Here is a 19,100-nt window from a genome sequence, read left to right as displayed (position 1 = left end):
AAACATATTTAATATAACAATTAAACTATTTTTAAAAATCATTAATTATTATTATAAATAACATTATTTTTAATGTAAGAAAATAAAACATTTTATTTTCTTAAAAGGATTTAATATGAATCAATTAGAAGCTTTAAAACAATTTTCTACTGTAGTTGCAGATAGTAGCAATATAGAATCTATCATACAATATCGCCCAAAAGACGCAACCACTAATCCTTCTATTATACTTAAATCTATCAATTTAAAAATTTATCAAGATATGATAAATAATGCAATTGAGTATGCTAAAAAACAAGGTGGTAATAAAGAAATAAAAATAATTAATGCTAGTGATAAATTTGCTGTTAATATCGGAACAGAAATATTAAGATACATACCTGGTCATATTTCTACAGAAATAGATGCTAGATTATCTTTTGATACATTAAGCTGTATCAACAGAGCAAAAAGAATAATTAAAATGTACAAAGATAATGGAATAGATAGATCACGTGTTTTAATTAAATTAGCATCAACTTGGGAAGGTATTCAAGCTGCTAGAGAGCTAGAAAAAGATGGTATTAAGTGTAATTTGACTTTGATATTTTCCATAATTCAAGCAAAAGCTGCTGCTGAAGCAAAAGTATTTTTAATTTCACCATTTGTTGGTAGAGTATATGATTGGTATAATGATCACAATTTAATCAGCCCATATTCAGTTCAAAAGGATCAAGGTGTAAAATTAATTTATGACATTTATAATTACTATAAATGTCATGGCTATAATACTATTATTATGGGAGCTAGTTTCCGCAAAAAAGAGCAAATAATTGCGTTAGCTGGTTGTGATTATTTGACAATATCCCCGAATTTTTTAAATGAATTAAAAAATAGTAATGAACCATTATTAAGAACATTAAAAAATCCTTATAATACAGTAAATCACAATAAATCTGTTCCTATTTCAGAATCTGAATTTCGTTGGGAACATAACCAAAATCCCATGGCTATAGAAAAACTATCCGAAGGTATACGAACATTTTCTTTTGATCAGCAAAAATTAGAACAAGAAATGTCACTTAGAATTTAGCTGTTATAATATTAAGGCGGAAACTATATCCGCCTTAATATTAAGATTAATTAATATTTAAATGTCATTGTTGTTACATATTTAATTTGATTAATGTTTAAAATTAACATGTAACAAGGTTACAGCAAATAAAATATAATTAAGTATGAATATCACAATGAGTAATAAAAAATATATTAATATTTATTATAGATAATCAGAAAAATATTAAGCAAACATATAACAATATATATTTTATCAAATTTATATCATAAAATCATATTTTTATTATAGTACTGATTGTAATATTTATTATATCAATAACACTATTTTATATATTACTTATTTTAAGTTTGTTTTTCATTATCGTAATGATGATATATTTTTTGTTCATTAGATATTTCTTTAACACGTTTTCTAACTCTAAACCATCCTAATACTAAAACTAATGCTATTAAAGGAATAGATGCTATAGTATAAGTACCATTTGGATAGTCAAAAGCCATTAATACTAAAACACAAAATAAAAATAATAGAGTTAACCAAGAAGTAAAAGGAGCACCTGGTAATTTAAAACTTACTTCCTTTGCTTTACCTTCTTTAATAGCTTTACGTAAACGTAATTGACATATAATTATAAAAGTCCAAGAAGAAATAATTCCAAGAGAAGCGTAATTTAATACAATTTCAAATACTTTTGAAGGTAAACTGTAGTTAAGAAATACACCAATTATATAAATTCCAATAGTAGATATAATTCCAGCATAAGGTACATTCTGAGAACTCATTTTTGACATGAATTTTGGTGCTGATCCACCCATTGACATAGATCTAAGAATTCTTCCAGTAGAATATAATCCTGAATTTATGCTAGAAAGTGCTGCACTTAAAACAACAACATTCATTATACTACATATATATGGTATCCCCAATTTAGATAAAAATGTAACGAATGGGCTTTGATTTTCATGATAAGCATTCCATGGTAATAAAAGTACCAACAACAATATTGAACCAATATAAAATATGCCTACACGCCATATTATACTATTAATTGCTTTTGGTAAAATTGTTTTAGGATCTTTACATTCACCTGCTGCGGTACCAACCAATTCAATTGAAGCAAAAGCAAATACTACTCCTTGTATTAAAACCAAAGCAGGTAATAAACCGTGTGGGAAAAATCCACCTTGATCGATAATCAAATGAATACCTGTTACATTACCATCTATTGGTCTACCACTAATTAGTACTGCTAATCCAATAATTAAGAAAAATATAATTGCTAATACTTTAATTAAAGAACACCAAAACTCCATTTCAGCAAACCATCTCACTCCAACCATATTCATAACACCAACAATCGTTAGAGCAGCAAGAGCAAATACCCATTGAGGAATGCCATCAAATATTTTCCAGTATTTCATGTATAAAGCAACAGCAGTAATGTCTACAATACCAGTCATAGCCCAATTAGTAAAGTACATCCAACCTGCGATATATGAAGCTTTTTCACCGAAAAATTCTCTAGCGTAAGATACAAAACTTCCACTAGAGGGACGATTTAAAATTAATTCCCCTAATGCACGTAAAATAAAAAAAGAGAATATTCCACAAATAATATAAATTAGAACCAATGCAGGACCTGCTGCTTGTAATCTACCACCAGTTCCTAAAAACAAACCAGTTCCTATAGCACCTCCTATGGCAATCATTTGAACATGTCGATTATCCATGCATTTTTGATAACCTATGTCATGAGAATTTAACCAACGTCTTTTTGCATCACTAACTTCAGTTAATTCTTGTTTTTTATGTGTCATAATTTTCCTATTTATCGTAATTAGGATATTAAATTTTTATTAAATTATTAGGAATATAGTTTTAAAATTAATTTTTTATCTTGTAATTTATAATCAAGTAATATAAAAATTTAAGTTCATAAATGATCTATATGTTTAATATTTATATATTATTAATAAGTGCATAAATATTTAATTTTAATGTTAATATCTATTATTAAAATAATTAAAGATAAAATAATAAATTCAAAAAATTATCATTATCTGTTGAATTACAATGATTTTATAATATAAATTTGGTATTATTTTTTATAAACATAAAAAATAATACTGCAATTATTATTAGGAAAAATAAAAGATCAAAATAATATTACAGTTATGATAATTTTTGATAAACTAATTTAATAAAAATGTTAAACAAAATTATTACTACAATAAGTTTATCAAATTAATAAAATCTATACTTTATTTAATAAATAAGTTTGGTTAGAACTAAAAATTATATCAATTAAAACTATATAAATACTATTAACTATTATATAATGTTAGAAAATAACTGATCTCTAATATATTAATAAATGAATAAATTAATTAGCGCTTCAAAAGCATATATTAAGTTTATATTATTAATTTATTATTAGGATTGCTAATTTAATAATCTTGTAAATTACTATTACTAAAAATTGAGGTATTTTATAATTAAACTGAAATAACTGTATTATATAATATTATTGATAATCAATTATCACTCATTATAGAAAAAAAATCAATATTATATACATATAATTATTTTTTAGTTAATTTACACGTTAATATAGTTATTTTACTATATGTGATATTATTTCAATATAAAAAACAACTATTATTTTTTATATTATCCCATTATAAAAATAATGGACTATTTTTTAACTAAATTACAACGAAAATAAATTTTTATAAAATTATAATAATATAAAATCATATTATATTAAATTTTAAAATCTTCATATACCTATTATTTTAAATAATTAATAATTTTTATTGTTAAATAAATTAACTGTTATTAAAAAACAGATTGTACTATCAAATATAAAAAAATACAAAATATTATTTCATTTTTTTATAATTTTATTTTAAAAAATTATTTAGGAAAAATTATTGATGTTATGTCCAATAGTTGAACTTACACAACAACTTATTCGATGTCCTTCTATAAGTCCCGACGATGCTGGATGTCAAGATTTGTTAATTGCTAGACTTGAGTCTATAGGTTTTGATATAGAAAAGATCAATGTTAATGATACCAAAAATTTTTGGGCTACACGTCGTCAAGGAAAAACATTGGCTTTTGCTGGTCACACTGATGTAGTTCCACCAGGAAATATTCATAGTTGGACTCATTACCCTTTTGATCCAATAATACATAATGGAGTACTATTTGGTCGTGGTGCTGCAGATATGAAAGGTGCTTTAGCTGCCATGATAGTAGCAGCTGAACGTTTCGTAAAAGCATATCCAGAACATACAGGTTGTCTAGCTTTTCTTATAACTTCAGATGAAGAAACTAAAGCTATTAACGGTACTTTAAAAGTAGTAGAAAAATTAATCTCAAGACAAGATCGGTTAGATTATTGTTTGATTGGAGAACCTACGAGTGAGATTACTATAGGAGATATAGTAAAAAATGGACGTCGTGGTTCCATAAATGCTAAATTAATTATTAAGGGAATACAGGGTCATGTTGCATATCCTAATCTAGCAGAAAATCCTATACATAAGGGAATAAAAATTTTAAATAAACTAATCAATGTTACATGGGATCAAGGAAATAATTTTTTCCCACCAACTGTAATGCAAATTACCAATATACAAGCAGGAGATGGTATTAATAATATTATTCCTGGAAACCTATTAGTGCAGTTTAATATACGTTTTAGTACAGAGTTAAATGATTTAATGATTCGTGAACGTTTTGATATATTACTTTCAAATCTAAAATTAGATTATTCTATTGAATGGAATATAGCTGCTAAACCTTTTTTAACTTTTCATAAAAAATTCACTGATGTGGTCACAGAAACAGTTTTGCATTATAGCAAAATCAAACCAAAAATATTTAATAATGGCGGAACATCTGATGGAAGATTTATTACTAAAACTGGAGCAAAAGTGATTGAGTTAGGTTTAGTTAATCAAACAATTCACAAAATTAACGAAAATGTTAAAATATCCGATTTACAAATTTTAAGTAAGATGTATCAGCGTATTATGAAACAATTAATTGCTTAATAATTTATTTTTTAAGTTAGATTTTTCCTTAACTAAAAGTTATACCTAATCTGTTAGCAACTAATTCATAAGCTTGAATTATGCCAGTAGAATTTTGTCTAAATATATCTTTATCCAGTTTCCGCATATTGGTTATATCCCATAAACGCGCAACATCAGGAGAAAATTCATCACCTAATATTATTTCATTATTAAACAGACCAAATTCTATTTTAAAGTCAACCAATATAATACCAATATCATGGAATAATTTATTTAAAATATTGTTTATCTTATGAGTAAGATACTTCATAGTCATAATATGATGTTTATTTGCCCAGCCAAAAGTTTCACAATAAGACTCATTAATCATTGGATCATTTACAATATCACTCTTTAAAAACATTTCGAATATTGGGGGATTTAATATAATTCCTTCCTTTATATTTATTCTTTTAACTAAAGAACCTGCAGAACGATTTCTTAAAACACATTCAATTGGTATCATTTTTAGATTTTTTACTAAGATTTCACTGTCAGAAATTTGTTTTTCTATATGAGATTTTATTCCATTGTTTTGCAATGTAGTCATAATAAAATAATTAATCTTATTATTTATTTTTCCTTTACCATCAAATTTTTGAATTGTCATTCCATTATTTGCTGATATATCATCTCTAAAATTTATTATTAAAAAATCTTTTTTTTCAGTACAATATACTGTTTTTGATTTTCCTCGATATATTTCAGATTTCTTTTGCATTATAAAATTCCAAGAACATTAAGTTTAATTTTGCTTATTTATTACATTTTGTAGAACTTTCATTAAAGAATCGTTAATTTTTTTATTTACAATATTACCTTTTGCATTAATAAATCTTAAGCTAACATAATTATTAAAATCACCAAGTTGAACAGTATAATTACCATCTGGTAAACTAGGTTTACCTGTATTAATAGATTTCCAAAATAAATTATTCGGTTTCTTATAAGTTATATTAAAATTACCTTGTATTTTATTACTATGAATTACACGCATACCTATGACATTCATAGCAGCTTCTAGACGTTGCCAAGCTATATTAAACGACGTGTTGAGTTTTAGCATTGGTAATTCATTTTCATTATCGATAATGCTTTGAATATTAATTTTATTATTATAACTTAATAAAGTATTATTATTTTTTGTTTTATCCAAACCCAGTATAATTTTATTAAGCATTTGTATTGTATAATGCCTCATATAAAAAGGTGATGTGACACTTTTTTCTCCTTGTTTTAAATTAATTAAATTAACTATAAATAGTAATTTAGATTTATATGTTTGTAAACTTAAATTATATTTCCCAATATATTTTTTTCTTCCATAAGATTGAGGTAATAAAATCCAATTAGTTGTTAACGTATGTACAATTTTATTGCTTGATAAAATAGGAAAATTATATACTTTTATTATATGAATTATTCTTGTCCAAAAATCATGTATATTATGTTGATTTATCAACAATAATCCTTTATTTCCATCAAAACTAATATCTGTATTGTCTATTATCTCTAAAAGTTGAATTGGTGGATATAAATTAGATTTTTTCTTAATTTTATTATTGTTTATAATGGGTATATCATAATCACCTTTTTGAATAGGGAAAATCATATTATTAGGTGATTTTAGTTGTTGTAATTTATTAGCTTTTAAGTAATAAGATTCATTTATGTTAAATTGGTTATAAGAACATGAGGTCAATAAAAATGTAACAACTAAAATTTTTATTATTGAAGTACAAATTGAATTCTTTACTAAATAATTCATCCAAAATTCCTACATTTGTAAACCGGATTTTATTAAAGCCTGTTCTACTTGTAATTGATTGATTACAGATAATGGGGTCATGGGTAGACGTAAAGTGTCGGATTTAATCAAACCAAGTTTCTTTGCTGCCCATTTCACGGCAATAGGATTAGATTCACAAAAAAGAACCTTATGTAAAAACATTAAACTTTGGTTTAATTTATTAGCTTTATTAAAATCTTGTTGATGTGCTAACTGACATATTTCAACCATTTGTTTGGCAGCAATATTTGCTGTTACTGAAATTACTCCTTTACCTCCTAATTTCATGAAATCTAATGCAGTAGCATCATCACCACTCATTAAAATGAAATCATTTTTTACTAAATTAGTTATTTGATTAATACGTGATAAATCTCCAGTAGCTTCTTTTATTCCAACAATATTTTCAACTTGCGATAAACGAGCTATAGTTTCAGGAAGGATATCACAACCAGTTCTAGATGGAACATTATATAATATCTGTGGTAAATTAGTACTATTAGCAATAGCTTTGAAATGTTGATATAAACCTTCTTGTGTAGGACGATTATAATATGGTGTTACAGATAAACATCCTATAACTCCAGAGTTTTCAAAGCGTTTAGTAAGAGAAATTGCTTCTGCTGTATCATTTGAACCTGTCCCAGCAATTACTCCTATTTTTTCATTTGCGAGTTCTAAAGTTTGCATTACTACAGTTCCATGTTCTTCATGACTCAGTGTTGCAGATTCACCAGTAGTACCAACAGAAACAATAGCTGATGTGCCGCTATTAATATGATAGTTAACTAATTTTCTTAAACTAGAACGGCATAAATTACCTCTAACATCCATTGGAGTGATAAGAGCAACAATACTTCCCGCAAACATTATGCTTTTTCCTTAAAATATTTTCAATTTTATTGAATTCAATAAAATTTAATCTGACATATTTCATATAATATATATATTAGTATAAATATTTTCATATTTAGTATTAATTACCTAATAATACTTTTTTGATAATATTATTTAGTAATATGATTCATTTAATTAAGCATACTTATCTATCTAGATAAGTAAATTTAGGAATTAATTTAATAAAATTAGCTTAATTAATATAATTTTTTAAATGCTGCTTTATATCTTTATATATTCTGTTTAAAAATTTATATATTTCACTTCCAATAAAAATCAAATTTCAAAAAATTTTTATTTAATTAATCATGAATTTATACTATAATATAGTATTATATGGTACTATATAATAAATACAATGTTTCTTTAATAATATAGTAAACAAAAAATACATTTAACTTATTATTCTCATAATATTATAAAGTACCAAAAATTTTATCTCCGGCATCACCGAGACCTGGAATAATATATCCTTGTTCATTTATTTTTTTATCTATTGATGCTGTATACAACTCTATATCTTTATGTACTTTTCCTAATTCGTAAATTCCTTCTGGTGCTACTATGAGAACTAATACTTTAATATTTTTACATCCTGCTTTTTTCAAAAGGTTGACAGTTGCAATCATTGATCTTCCAGTTGCTAATAGAGGATCAACTATTATAGCTATGCTTTCTGCAATATTAGAAACTAATTTTTTAAAATAAGGTTTAGGTATTAATGTTTTCTTATCTCTATATATTCCTACTATGCTAATGCGTGCACTAGGTAAATATTTTAGCACTCCGTCCATCATACCAATACCAGCTCTTAAGATAGGTACTATTGTAATTTCTTTTTGTTCTATCCTATCAATAGTCACTAAACCATGCCAACCTTTTATTACAATACTTTGAGTTTTTAAATCTGAAGTAGCTACATAAGTAAGTAAACTCCCTATTTCACTAGCTAATTCACGAAAATGTTTTGTACTAATATTATGAACTCTCATTAAACCTAATTTATGTTTAATTAAAGGATGTTTTACTTCAATAACCTTCATTAATTTTTCCTAAGGAAAAAATTTCATATCAAAATATATTATAATAGTATATTTTTGCTATTTATTATTTATTTAACATAATATAAAATTTGCTATACTAATAAATTTTAATATAGAATTATATTACAATCTTTATTATATTGCTTTATTAATAACCAAACAATTATATTACTTTATTAATAACCAAACAACAATTTATTAATTACTAATAATTTGAATATTGAGGAAAATACAATTAGTGTTCGATAAATTATCTAACATAAACTATAAAGACGCTGGTGTTGATATTAATACCAGTAACGATCTTGTTAAATATATAAAAAATATATCAAAAAAAACTAATAGACCAGAAGTAATAAGTAGTATTGGCGGTTTTAGTGCATTATGTGAATTACCAAATAAATATATTCAACCTGTCATAGTTTCTACTACTGATGGTGTTGGTACTAAATCACGTTTAGCTATGAATATAAATCATTACAATAATATTGGTCTAGATTTAGTTGCTATGTGTGTAAATGATATAGTGGTTTGTGGTGCAGAACCGCTTTTCTTTTTAGATTACTATTCAATTAATAAATTAGATACTAATATTTCTCGTGCATTAATAAGTGGTATTGTTACAGGCTGTATTAGTGCAGGCTGTTCTTTTATAGGAGGTGAAACTGCTGAAATGCCCGGAACTTATTTAGAACAAAATTTTGATTTGGCTGGTTTTTGTTTAGGTGTAGTAGAAAAATCAAAAATAATTGATGGAAAAAAAATTCATAATGGTGATCAATTGATTGCTTTAAGCTCTAGTGGACCACACTCTAATGGTTATTCTTTAATACGTAAAATACTTGAAATCAATAAAATTGATCCTGTTACACAATTACTTAATAAAAAACCTTTAATAAATTATTTAATAGAACCGACACGAATATATGTAAAAAATATTTTAAAGTTAATAAAAATATTTAACATAAAAGCAATTATACATTTGACTGGCGGTAGTTTTATAGAAAATATTCCAAGAATATTACCTGATAACACTCAAGCTGTAATTAATGAAAGAAGTTGGTCATGGCCTGATATATTTACTTGGATACAAACAAAAAGTAATATAAGCACATTAGAAATGTATAGGATTTTTAATTGTGGAGTTGGTATGTTAATAGTAGTTAATTCAATTGACGCAAACAAAATAATTTCTTTTATGAACAATGTCGGTGAATTAGCATGGAATATAGGTAAGATCAAAAATTCAGCTTCTAAAGAAAGAGTAATATTTGTAAAATGAAAAAAATAGTAATATTAATTTCTGGCGAAGGAAGCAACTTGCAATCTATTATTAATGCTTGTCATCAGAAAAAAATTAATGGAAAAATAGTAGCTGTTTTAAGCGATCGATATTCAGCTTATGGTTTAACGTATGCTAGAAAAGCGCAAATACCAGTAAGAGTAATAAATAGTAATCAGTTTATGGATCGTCGAAGTTTTGACTTAATGCTTTCTAAAGAAATTGATACATATCAACCAAACTTAATTGTATTAGCAGGTTACATGCGTATTTTAAGTAGTTTTTTTGTAAATCGTTATAGAGGAATAATAATTAATATTCATCCTTCTTTGCTACCTAAATACCCTGGTTTGAACACTCATCGAAAAGTTTTAGAAAATGGTGATTTAGAACATGGATCTTCAGTACATTTCGTAACTAATGAGTTGGATAGAGGACCAATTATTATACAAAGAAGAATCCCAATTTTTCTTGAAGATAATGAAACTTCTATCATTAAACGCATTAAAGAACAAGAACATATTATATATCCTGTTGCAATTAAATGGTTCATAGAAGGAAAATTGATAATGAAACAAAAAAAAGCATGGTTAAATGGTGAAAAATTACCTTTACAAGGATATACAGATTAATCGTATGATTTTAACTTTTAAAGATTAATTATAAATCTATAATATAAATTATTATTTTCATTAAAGTTTCACAACTACTATCAATGTAATATAAAAATTACAGGAATCATGATGTTTTATGTTGAAAAAGAAATGAGTTGGTTATCTTTCAACGAACGTGTTTTACAGGAAGCAAAAGATAAAACAAATCCATTAATAGAAAGAATGCGTTTTTTAGGTATTTATTCAAATAATTTAGATGAATTTTATAAAGTGCGTTTTGCAAATTTGAAAAGACATATTTTGATAGGAAAAGAAAAAAAATTATCAAATAATCAATATTTTATTTTTAAAAAAATTAAAAAACAAGTTATACAATATGAACAACAATTACATACCATATATAAAAATTTGATAATGGAAATGGCTGATAATAAGATATTCTTAATTAACGAATTACAATTATCTGATAATCAGCAAATTTGGTTACGTCAATACTTTAAAAGTAAGTTAATTCAACATGTAATTCCAATAGTGATAAATAATAAAACTAATTTAACTAAATTTCTTAAAGATAATTTCAATTATTTAGTAATTAAAATTATTTATAAAAAAAATAATTGTTATGCTTTACTAAAAATTCCTTCAGATAAATCTCCTCGTTTTATCAAAATTCCTACAGAATCAAAATGTAAACATAATTATATAATTATATTAGATAATATTTTAAGATATTGTTTAGATGAAATTTTTAAAGGTTTCTACAATTATGATACAATAAAATCCTATTCAATGAAAATAATCCGTGATGCAAAATATAGCTTAATATCTGATGAACTGGAATGTAGTTTATTAGATTTAGTGTCATCTAGCTTAAAACAACGTTTAACAGCAGAAACGGTAAGGTTAGTGTATCAACGTGATATGCCTGTTGATATGGTGAAAATGTTATGTCATAAACTTTCAATTACAAATCTAGATTCAGTAATACCCAGCGGACGTTATCATAATTTTAAAGATTTTATTAATTTTCCTAATATTGGTAAAAATAACTTAATTAATCTTCATTTACCACCTGTTCATCATGTGGGCTTTAGTAAAGTTATGCGAAATTATTTTGATGCCATTCGCAACAGTGATATACTTCTATATTATCCTTATTATACTTTTGAACATATATTAGAATTATTGCAACAAGCATCTTTTGATCCTAAAGTATTATCAATAAAAATTAATATTTATAGAGTTGCAAAAAATTCTAGAATTATAGATGCTATGATTCATGCAGCTTATAATGGTAAAAAAGTTACTGTAGTAGTTGAATTACAAGCCCGTTTTGATGAAAAAGCTAATATTTATTGGTCTAAACGTCTAATTGAAGCAGGGGTACATGTAATTTTCTCTGTTCCTGGATTAAAAATCCATGCAAAATTATTCTTAATATCTCGTCAAGAAAAAAATACGATATTATTATATGGACATATAGGTACAGGTAATTTTAATGAAAAAACTGCACGTTTCTACACAGATTACTCATTGTTAACTTCAGATACTAGAATAACTAATGAAATAAGCCAGGTATTTAATTTTATTAAAAACCCATATGTACCAGTAAAATTTCATTATTTAATTGTATCTCCACAAAACTCTCGTAGTGCACTATATAGATTAATTGATAATGAAATTGCCAATATAAAACGTAAATTACCAGCAGCTATTACTTTAAAATTAAATAATTTAGTTGATACAGGTCTTATTAATAAACTATATAAGGCATCAAGTTTCGGAGTAAAAATTGATTTATTAGTAAGAAGTATGTGTACGTTAATTCCTAATATACCTGGAATTAGTGATAATATCCGTATTATTAGTATCGTTGATAGATATTTAGAACATGATAGAGTATACATTTTTGAGAATAAAGGTAATAAAAAAATATTTATATCTTCTGCGGATTGGATGACACGTAATATTGATTATCGTATTGAAGTAGCTGTAGCTATTCTTGATCCAAAGATAAAAAAACGTATTTTAAATATAGTTAATATTCAATTAAATGATACAGTAAAAGCAAGGATTATCGATAAAACATTAAGTAATGCTTATGTTAAGCCTAAAATAAACAAAATAAGATCACAATTAATAATTTATGAATATATCAAAAATTTAGAAAAAATAAAATGAAATTCCTAAACAATAACTTTTTAAAACTATTCCCATTCAATAGTAGCAGGCGGTTTACTACTAATATCATAAACAACTCGAGAAATACCGTGAATTTCATTAATTATACGATTAGAAACACAAGTAAGTAAATTATAGGGTAAATGAGCCCAATTTGCAGTCATAAAATCAATAGTTTCAATAGCACGAAGTGAAATAACCCAATCATAATTACGTACATCACCCATAACACTCACTGAACGTACAGGAAGAAATACAGTAAAAGCCTGACTTAACTTATTATATAAATTATATTTATGTAATTCTTCAATAAAAATTGAATCAGCTTTACGTAATAAATCGCAGTATTCTTTCTTTATTTCACCTAATATACGTATAGCTAATCCTGGACCTGGAAATGGATGGCGGAATAATATTTCATTAGGAATACCTAATTCTGCACCTATTTTTCTAACTTCATCTTTAAATAATTTTCTAATAGGCTCAATAAGATTTAATTGCATTTTTTCTGGTAATCCTCCTACATTATGATGAGATTTAATTATATTTATTTTCCCCGATAATAAAGAAACTTTTGATTCAATTACATCTGAGTAAATAGTTCCTTGTGCTAACCATTTTATATTTTTTAATTTATTAGCTTCTTCATTAAAAATTTCAATGAAAGTTGAGCCAATAATTTTTCTTTTCTCTTCTGGATCAATAACTCCTAGTAATGCAGTAAAAAATCTTTCTTCAGCACTCACATATATAATATTTAGGTTAAAATAATTATTGAATATATTCATTACCTCTTCTTTTTCTTTGAAGCGTAATAAACCATTATCAATGAATATACATGTTAATTGTTTTCCTATAGCTAAATGTAAAAGCACAGCTGTAACAGAAGAATCTATACCTCCTGATAAACCTAAAATTACTTTACAATTGCCAATTTTGTGCTTTAATTTTTCAATTAAGTGTTTTACAATTTTCTTTGGTACCCATGAAGGTTTACATAAACAAACTTTGAAAATAAAATTTTTTAAAATATCTAAACCTTGATTGGTATGAGTTACTTCTGGATGAAATTGTAACCCATATAAATGTTTTGTTTCATTAGCTATCAAAGCAAAAGGACAGTTATCAGTTTTTGCAACTATTATAAAACCATTTGGTATAGAGCTAACTTGATCTCCATGACTCATCCATACTCCTAATAATTTTTTGCTATTACATTTGCCAGAATCATCATATTGTATATTTTGCATTAAAGAAATTGAATTTATCACTTCAATCTTAGTGTAACCAAATTCACGTTTTTTAACACTTTTAATTTTTCCTCCCAATTGGAGAATCATAGTTTGCATTCCATAACATATTCCCATAATTGGAATGCCTAGGTTAAAAATACAATTAGGTGCGCGCGGACTATTTAATGTACTAGTACTTTCAGGACTACCAGACATTATAATTCCATGAGGATTAAATGTATTAATTTCATTCTCAGTAACGTTATATGGAAATATTTTACAATAAACTCCTATTTCCCTTATTCTTTTGGCTATCAATTTAGTATATTGGGATCCGAAATCAATAATTAAAATACGATATTCATATATATTTTTTATCGTCATTGAAAATTATTCCAGAAAATATTGTTTAATTAAAAAATTAATCATAATTTCATTCTAGCATATAATGAGTTATTATCTGATGCTATAGTTAGGCGATTCTTTTGTAATTATCACGTCATGTACATGACTTTCTTTCATTCCTGCATCGCTGATTTGTACAAAATTTGATTTGGTGCGCAAATCATTAATGGTTAAACAACCAGTTAAACCCATACAGGAACGTAATCCACCCATTTGTTGATGAACTATTTCTTTTAAACTACCTTTATATGGTACTCGACCTTCAATACCTTCCGGTACTAATTTTTCATTAAATTGAAAATATCGATCTGATGATCCTTTTACCATAGCGCTTAAAGACCCCATACCTCGATATGATTTAAACGAACGACCTTGATATATCTCAATATCACCAGGTGCTTCCTCAACGCCAGCTAACATAGATCCAACCATTACACAATAAGCGCCTGCAGCTATCGCTTTTGCAATATCACCTGAAAATCTGATACCACCATCAGCTATTACTGGTATATCGGTGTTACTTAAAGCACATGCTACATCAAAAATAGCAGTTATTTGCGGTACTCCAACACCAGTGACAACTCTAGTTGTACAAATTGAACCTGGTCCGATACCTACTTTAACTGCATTAACTCCTAAATTAACTAATGATAAAGCACCTTCGGCTGTTACTACATTTCCACCTATAATTTCTAAATTAGGATATTTGACACGTATTCTATCAATTAACTGTAATACTTTTTGCGAATGACCATGAGATGAATCTATCAATAAAACATCAATTCCTCCTATAGATACTAATGCTTCTACACGTTCTTTACTATCTTCACCTATACCAATAGCAGCACCAACGCGTAAACAACCTTTACTATCTTTGCAAGCATTAGGTTTACGTTCAGCTTTTTGAAAATCTTTAGCTGTAATCATGCCTAATAGGCAGAAATTGTCATCAACTACTAATACTTTTTCTACTCTTTTTTCATGCATTTTTTGTAAAACTATTTCTCTAGATTCTCCTTCTTTAACTGTAATTAATTTTTCTTTTGAAGTCATTACTGTAGAAACTGGTTGATTTAAGTCAGTTACAAATCTTACATCACGATTAGTGATAATACCTACTAATTCATTTCTGTTATTCACTACTGGATATCCAGCAAAACCATTTTTTTTAGTTATAGATTTTACGGTAGATAATATAGTATTTGGTAATACAGTTTGTGGGTTAATAACAACACCGCTTTCATATTTTTTTACTTTACGTACTTCATTTACTTGGCATTCAATAGACATATTTTTATGAATAAAACCTAATCCTCCTTCTTGTGCTAATGCAATTGCTAATGATGATTCGGTAATAGTATCCATAGCAGCGGAAACCAAAGGAATATTTAAATTAATATTTTCAGTAAGTTGAGTTTTTAAATTTACATGATGGGGTAAAACTTCAGAATATTTAGGAATAAGCAATACGTCATCAAAAGTGAGTCCTTTTTTAATAATTTTAAACATAAAAACAGCCCATTCCTATCAGTGTGAATAGATAAAACATTGTAATAAGATTACATAATATATTTAGATATCTAAATTATTTATAATTTCAATTAATAAACTAAGTATATTCATAATATTTATATAATTGCTATTTGTTTGGCGATGTTTAATACTAACATACTTTTAATTAATGATATTAATATTTAATTCTTATATAAAGAAATACAATTTTATTTTTATATTTGGATTTTTTTATATTTTTTACTGAAATTAGAGCTAGGCAAGTAATCCTTATTTTTGTAAGGATTATTAGCTTCTTTTAACTTAATACGAATTACAGAACCTAATATATTAATAGATTTACGAAAAAACGCTATTAAATAACGTTTATAACTATCTGGTAAATATTTTAATCTATTGCCATGTATTATTATAGTTATAGGATTATAGCTAATAATATGAGCATATTTCATTTTAATTAAATTACCTCTTATTAAAGGAGGCTTATGATTTTTAATAGCTTTATTCATAATACTAGTTAATAAAGAAGAACTTATATGTTTTGTGGAACATTTATAAACTTCATCAACTGATTTAAATAATTTTTTAATGCCGATTTTATGCAGAGCAGAAATAAAATGTACATTTGTAAAATTTACAAAACCTAAACTTAAATTGATTTTCTCTTTTATTTCCTTACGAATTTTCCATGATAGATTATCCCATTGATTCATTGCAATAATTAATGATCTTCCCTTATTAATTATAAGATTTAATAAATAAAGATCTTGATGAGAAATATCTTCACGTGAATTTATCAGTAAAATTACTACATCAGAGTAATCAATGGCATTTAATGTATTAAAAATAGAAAATTCTTCTATGGTATTATTGATATTTTTTTTTCTACGCATACCAGCAGTATCTATTAAAATATAATCATTATTGTTATATTTTATTGAAATATATATATTATTTCTTGTAGTACCTGGTTTATTGTAAACTATTACACGCTCTTCACCTAAAATACTATTTATAAGAGTAGATTTCCCAACATTTGGGCGTCCTACTATTGCTAACTTTATTGGTGTATTAAATAATTTATTTTTATCTTTTTCAATAATAATATTATCTTTTACTATAGGTACCTCTAATTCAGATTCAGAAAATTTAATTAATGGTTTATGGGTTTTTTTTATAAAATTGATATTACTTTTATAAAAAGATAAAAGATTTTTCAAAAAATTATTAACGCCATATCCGGAATTAGAATCAATAACATTAATATTTTCAAAACCTAAAAAACGAAAATTAAAAGTAGCCAAATCAACATCTAATCCGTTAATCTTATTTACTACAACAAAAACAAGTTTTTTATTTTTATGTAAATATTTCGAAATTTTTTGATCATCGCTTGTAATACCTGAAATAGCATCAACAATGAACAAAACCAAATCTGCTTCTTTAATAGCTTTTAAACATTGAGATATTACTAGTGTTTCTATAGTTTTTATACTTAATGATGAAGCACGCATTTCTGTATAATTAATTCCGCCAGTATCTATTATAGTAAATTTTATGCCTTCTAATGTAGCATAACCGTATTGTCTATCACGTGTTGATCCAAAAATATGCGATACTAAAGCATAAGGATAATTTTTGGTTAACCGATTAAACAAAGTAGATTTACCTACATTACAACGTCCAATTAAAGCAATGATTGGTTCCATATTCACATTTTAATAAAATTAATATATTTAATCTTACATTTGATTTAAAAATAGTTAAATCTCAATAAAATTATTTTGTCAATTAGATGATTATTATCAAATAACAACAGCGTAAATTTTACCATTATTATTTTGAATTAAAAGTTCTTTGTTATTGTTATTAACAGCAACTATTGGTTCACTTTGAAATCCTGCAAGACCTAATTTTTGTTGTGCAACAAATTGTCCGTCTTCAGTATTTATCCAATGCAAATAACCTTGCATATCTGCAACTACTAAGTAGTTTTTATATATTATAGGAGATGTTAATTGACGATATATTAAATTTTCTTGACTCCAAATTATTTTTCCACTATTAACACTTAAAGAGAATAATCTATCTTTTACATCTACTATATATATAAAACTATTATTAACAATTAATTTTTTAATATTACTTCCTATATTTCGTTGCCATAATATATCTCCAGAAGCAAATTCTAATGCACTTATATTACCGTTATAAGAGGAAACGTAAATAACACCTTTAAAAATAACAGGACTGATATTAATATCTTGTATTTGTTGATCTACTAAAGAATTGGTATTTATATCAGAAATATATTTTCTCCATAATATTTGATTATTTTTTATTGATATAGCATTAATTCTACCTTTACTATCTCCTATGATTAAACTATCTAGCATAATGCTTGGTTTAGTTCCTTCTCTAATAGATAAAGGATAATTACTTAATTCAAAATTCCAATTAATTTTGCCGTTTTTTCTGTCTACGCCTTGTAAAAAACCATTACTTGTATGAACAAAAATCAAATCATTATGAACAACAGGAGAAGATAATATTTCACCTATTAATTTAGTTTTCCAAGCAATAGATCCATCATTAATTTTTAATGAATATAGTATCCCCCGTTCACTACCAATATATATATTATTTTCATCGACGGTAATACCACCAGATAATAATGCTGAATTATTAGATAAAAAATCTTGTTTTTCAGAAAGATCAATTTTCCATTTTTCTTTACCAGTAATAACATTAAATGCTTTTACGATACCAAACCTATCTGCAGCATACACTATATTATTTTTATAAGCTGGATGTAAATTAGTGTAGAAATTTCTATTTCCACTTCCAATATTTTGATTCCATTTTTCTTTAGGAGTTATTTTATTTTCTACTTTTGGCAATGAAATCGGATGTGTTTCATCTTTTTGAAAACCAGGTATAGAACAACCACCTACTAAAAGCGTAATTAAAATAAATAAAAAATAATTTTTTAACATCATATTA

General features: G+C 25.6%; 14 protein-coding genes. 5 read left to right on the top strand and 9 right to left on the bottom strand.

Annotation, left to right across the window (positions count from 1 at the left end; genetic code table 11):
* The first annotated feature begins 115 nt into the window (after positions 1-115).
* Entirely contained in the window at positions 116-1,072 is a 957-nt protein-coding gene (tal, locus tag FD726_RS00310) for a transaldolase (protein WP_159989600.1), read from the top strand.
* Between the two features lie 326 nt (positions 1,073-1,398).
* On the opposite strand, the gene ansP is transcribed toward tal, so the two are convergent.
* Positions 1,399-2,874, bottom strand: a complete 1,476-nt coding sequence (ansP, locus tag FD726_RS00305) for an L-asparagine permease (protein ID WP_159989599.1) — start codon at positions 2,872-2,874, stop codon at positions 1,399-1,401.
* 1,119 nt (positions 2,875-3,993) lie between these two features.
* Here ansP and dapE point away from each other — a divergent pair.
* Positions 3,994-5,121, top strand: coding sequence for a succinyl-diaminopimelate desuccinylase (gene dapE, locus FD726_RS00300; RefSeq protein WP_159989598.1), 1,128 nt, complete (start codon positions 3,994-3,996; stop codon positions 5,119-5,121).
* A 28-nt stretch (positions 5,122-5,149) separates the two neighbouring features.
* On the opposite strand, the gene purC is transcribed toward dapE, so the two are convergent.
* From purC to upp, 4 genes are all read right to left on the bottom strand, one after another.
* Positions 5,150-5,863: a phosphoribosylaminoimidazolesuccinocarboxamide synthase gene (gene purC, locus FD726_RS00295; protein ID WP_159989597.1), complete on the bottom strand. Its 714-nt coding sequence runs from the start codon at positions 5,861-5,863 to the stop codon at positions 5,150-5,152.
* 24 nt (positions 5,864-5,887) lie between these two features.
* A complete protein-coding gene (gene bamC, locus FD726_RS00290) occupies positions 5,888-6,910 on the bottom strand; it encodes an outer membrane protein assembly factor BamC (protein WP_159989596.1) in 1,023 nt (340 codons plus the stop codon).
* 9 nt (positions 6,911-6,919) lie between these two features.
* Positions 6,920-7,801, bottom strand: a complete 882-nt coding sequence (gene dapA / locus FD726_RS00285) for a 4-hydroxy-tetrahydrodipicolinate synthase (protein ID WP_159989595.1) — start codon at positions 7,799-7,801, stop codon at positions 6,920-6,922.
* A gap of 443 nt (positions 7,802-8,244) precedes the next feature.
* Positions 8,245-8,871: a uracil phosphoribosyltransferase gene (upp, locus tag FD726_RS00280; protein WP_159989594.1), complete on the bottom strand. Its 627-nt coding sequence runs from the start codon at positions 8,869-8,871 to the stop codon at positions 8,245-8,247.
* A gap of 238 nt (positions 8,872-9,109) precedes the next feature.
* Between upp and purM the strand changes: the two genes are divergently transcribed.
* From purM to ppk1, 3 genes are all read left to right on the top strand, one after another.
* Positions 9,110-10,153 (top strand): phosphoribosylformylglycinamidine cyclo-ligase, encoded by a 1,044-nt coding sequence (purM, locus tag FD726_RS00275; protein ID WP_159989593.1) that lies wholly within the window; start codon positions 9,110-9,112, stop codon positions 10,151-10,153.
* Complete coding sequence (purN, locus tag FD726_RS00270; protein WP_159989592.1) at positions 10,150-10,785, top strand: phosphoribosylglycinamide formyltransferase; 636 nt, start codon at positions 10,150-10,152, stop codon at positions 10,783-10,785. The genes purM and purN overlap by 4 nt, the downstream gene beginning before the upstream one ends.
* Positions 10,786-10,893: 108 nt before the next feature.
* Complete coding sequence (ppk1, locus tag FD726_RS00265; protein ID WP_159989591.1) at positions 10,894-12,948, top strand: polyphosphate kinase 1; 2,055 nt, start codon at positions 10,894-10,896, stop codon at positions 12,946-12,948.
* A 26-nt stretch (positions 12,949-12,974) separates the two neighbouring features.
* Here ppk1 and guaA read toward each other — a convergent pair whose 3' ends face one another.
* The 4 genes from guaA to bamB form a co-directional block, all read right to left on the bottom strand.
* Positions 12,975-14,564, bottom strand: a complete 1,590-nt coding sequence (gene guaA, locus FD726_RS00260) for a glutamine-hydrolyzing GMP synthase (protein ID WP_159989590.1) — start codon at positions 14,562-14,564, stop codon at positions 12,975-12,977.
* A 72-nt stretch (positions 14,565-14,636) separates the two neighbouring features.
* Positions 14,637-16,094, bottom strand: a complete 1,458-nt coding sequence (gene guaB / locus FD726_RS00255; RefSeq protein ID WP_159989589.1) for an IMP dehydrogenase — start codon at positions 16,092-16,094, stop codon at positions 14,637-14,639.
* A gap of 218 nt (positions 16,095-16,312) precedes the next feature.
* Entirely contained in the window at positions 16,313-17,806 is a 1,494-nt protein-coding gene (gene der, locus FD726_RS00250; protein ID WP_159989588.1) for a ribosome biogenesis GTPase Der, read from the bottom strand.
* Positions 17,807-17,902: 96 nt separating this feature from the next.
* On the bottom strand, positions 17,903-19,093 hold the full coding sequence (gene bamB / locus FD726_RS00245; RefSeq protein ID WP_159989587.1) for an outer membrane protein assembly factor BamB: 1,191 nt from the start codon (positions 19,091-19,093) through the stop codon (positions 17,903-17,905).
* Between the last annotated feature and the right edge of the window lie 7 nt (positions 19,094-19,100).

This window comes from Pantoea sp. SoEX (assembly GCF_009829945.1).
In the GTDB taxonomy this organism is placed as follows: domain Bacteria; phylum Pseudomonadota; class Gammaproteobacteria; order Enterobacterales; family Enterobacteriaceae; genus Pantoea_C.
Note: the sequence above shows the minus strand (reverse complement) of the source record. Positions and strands in the feature narration are given on the sequence as shown.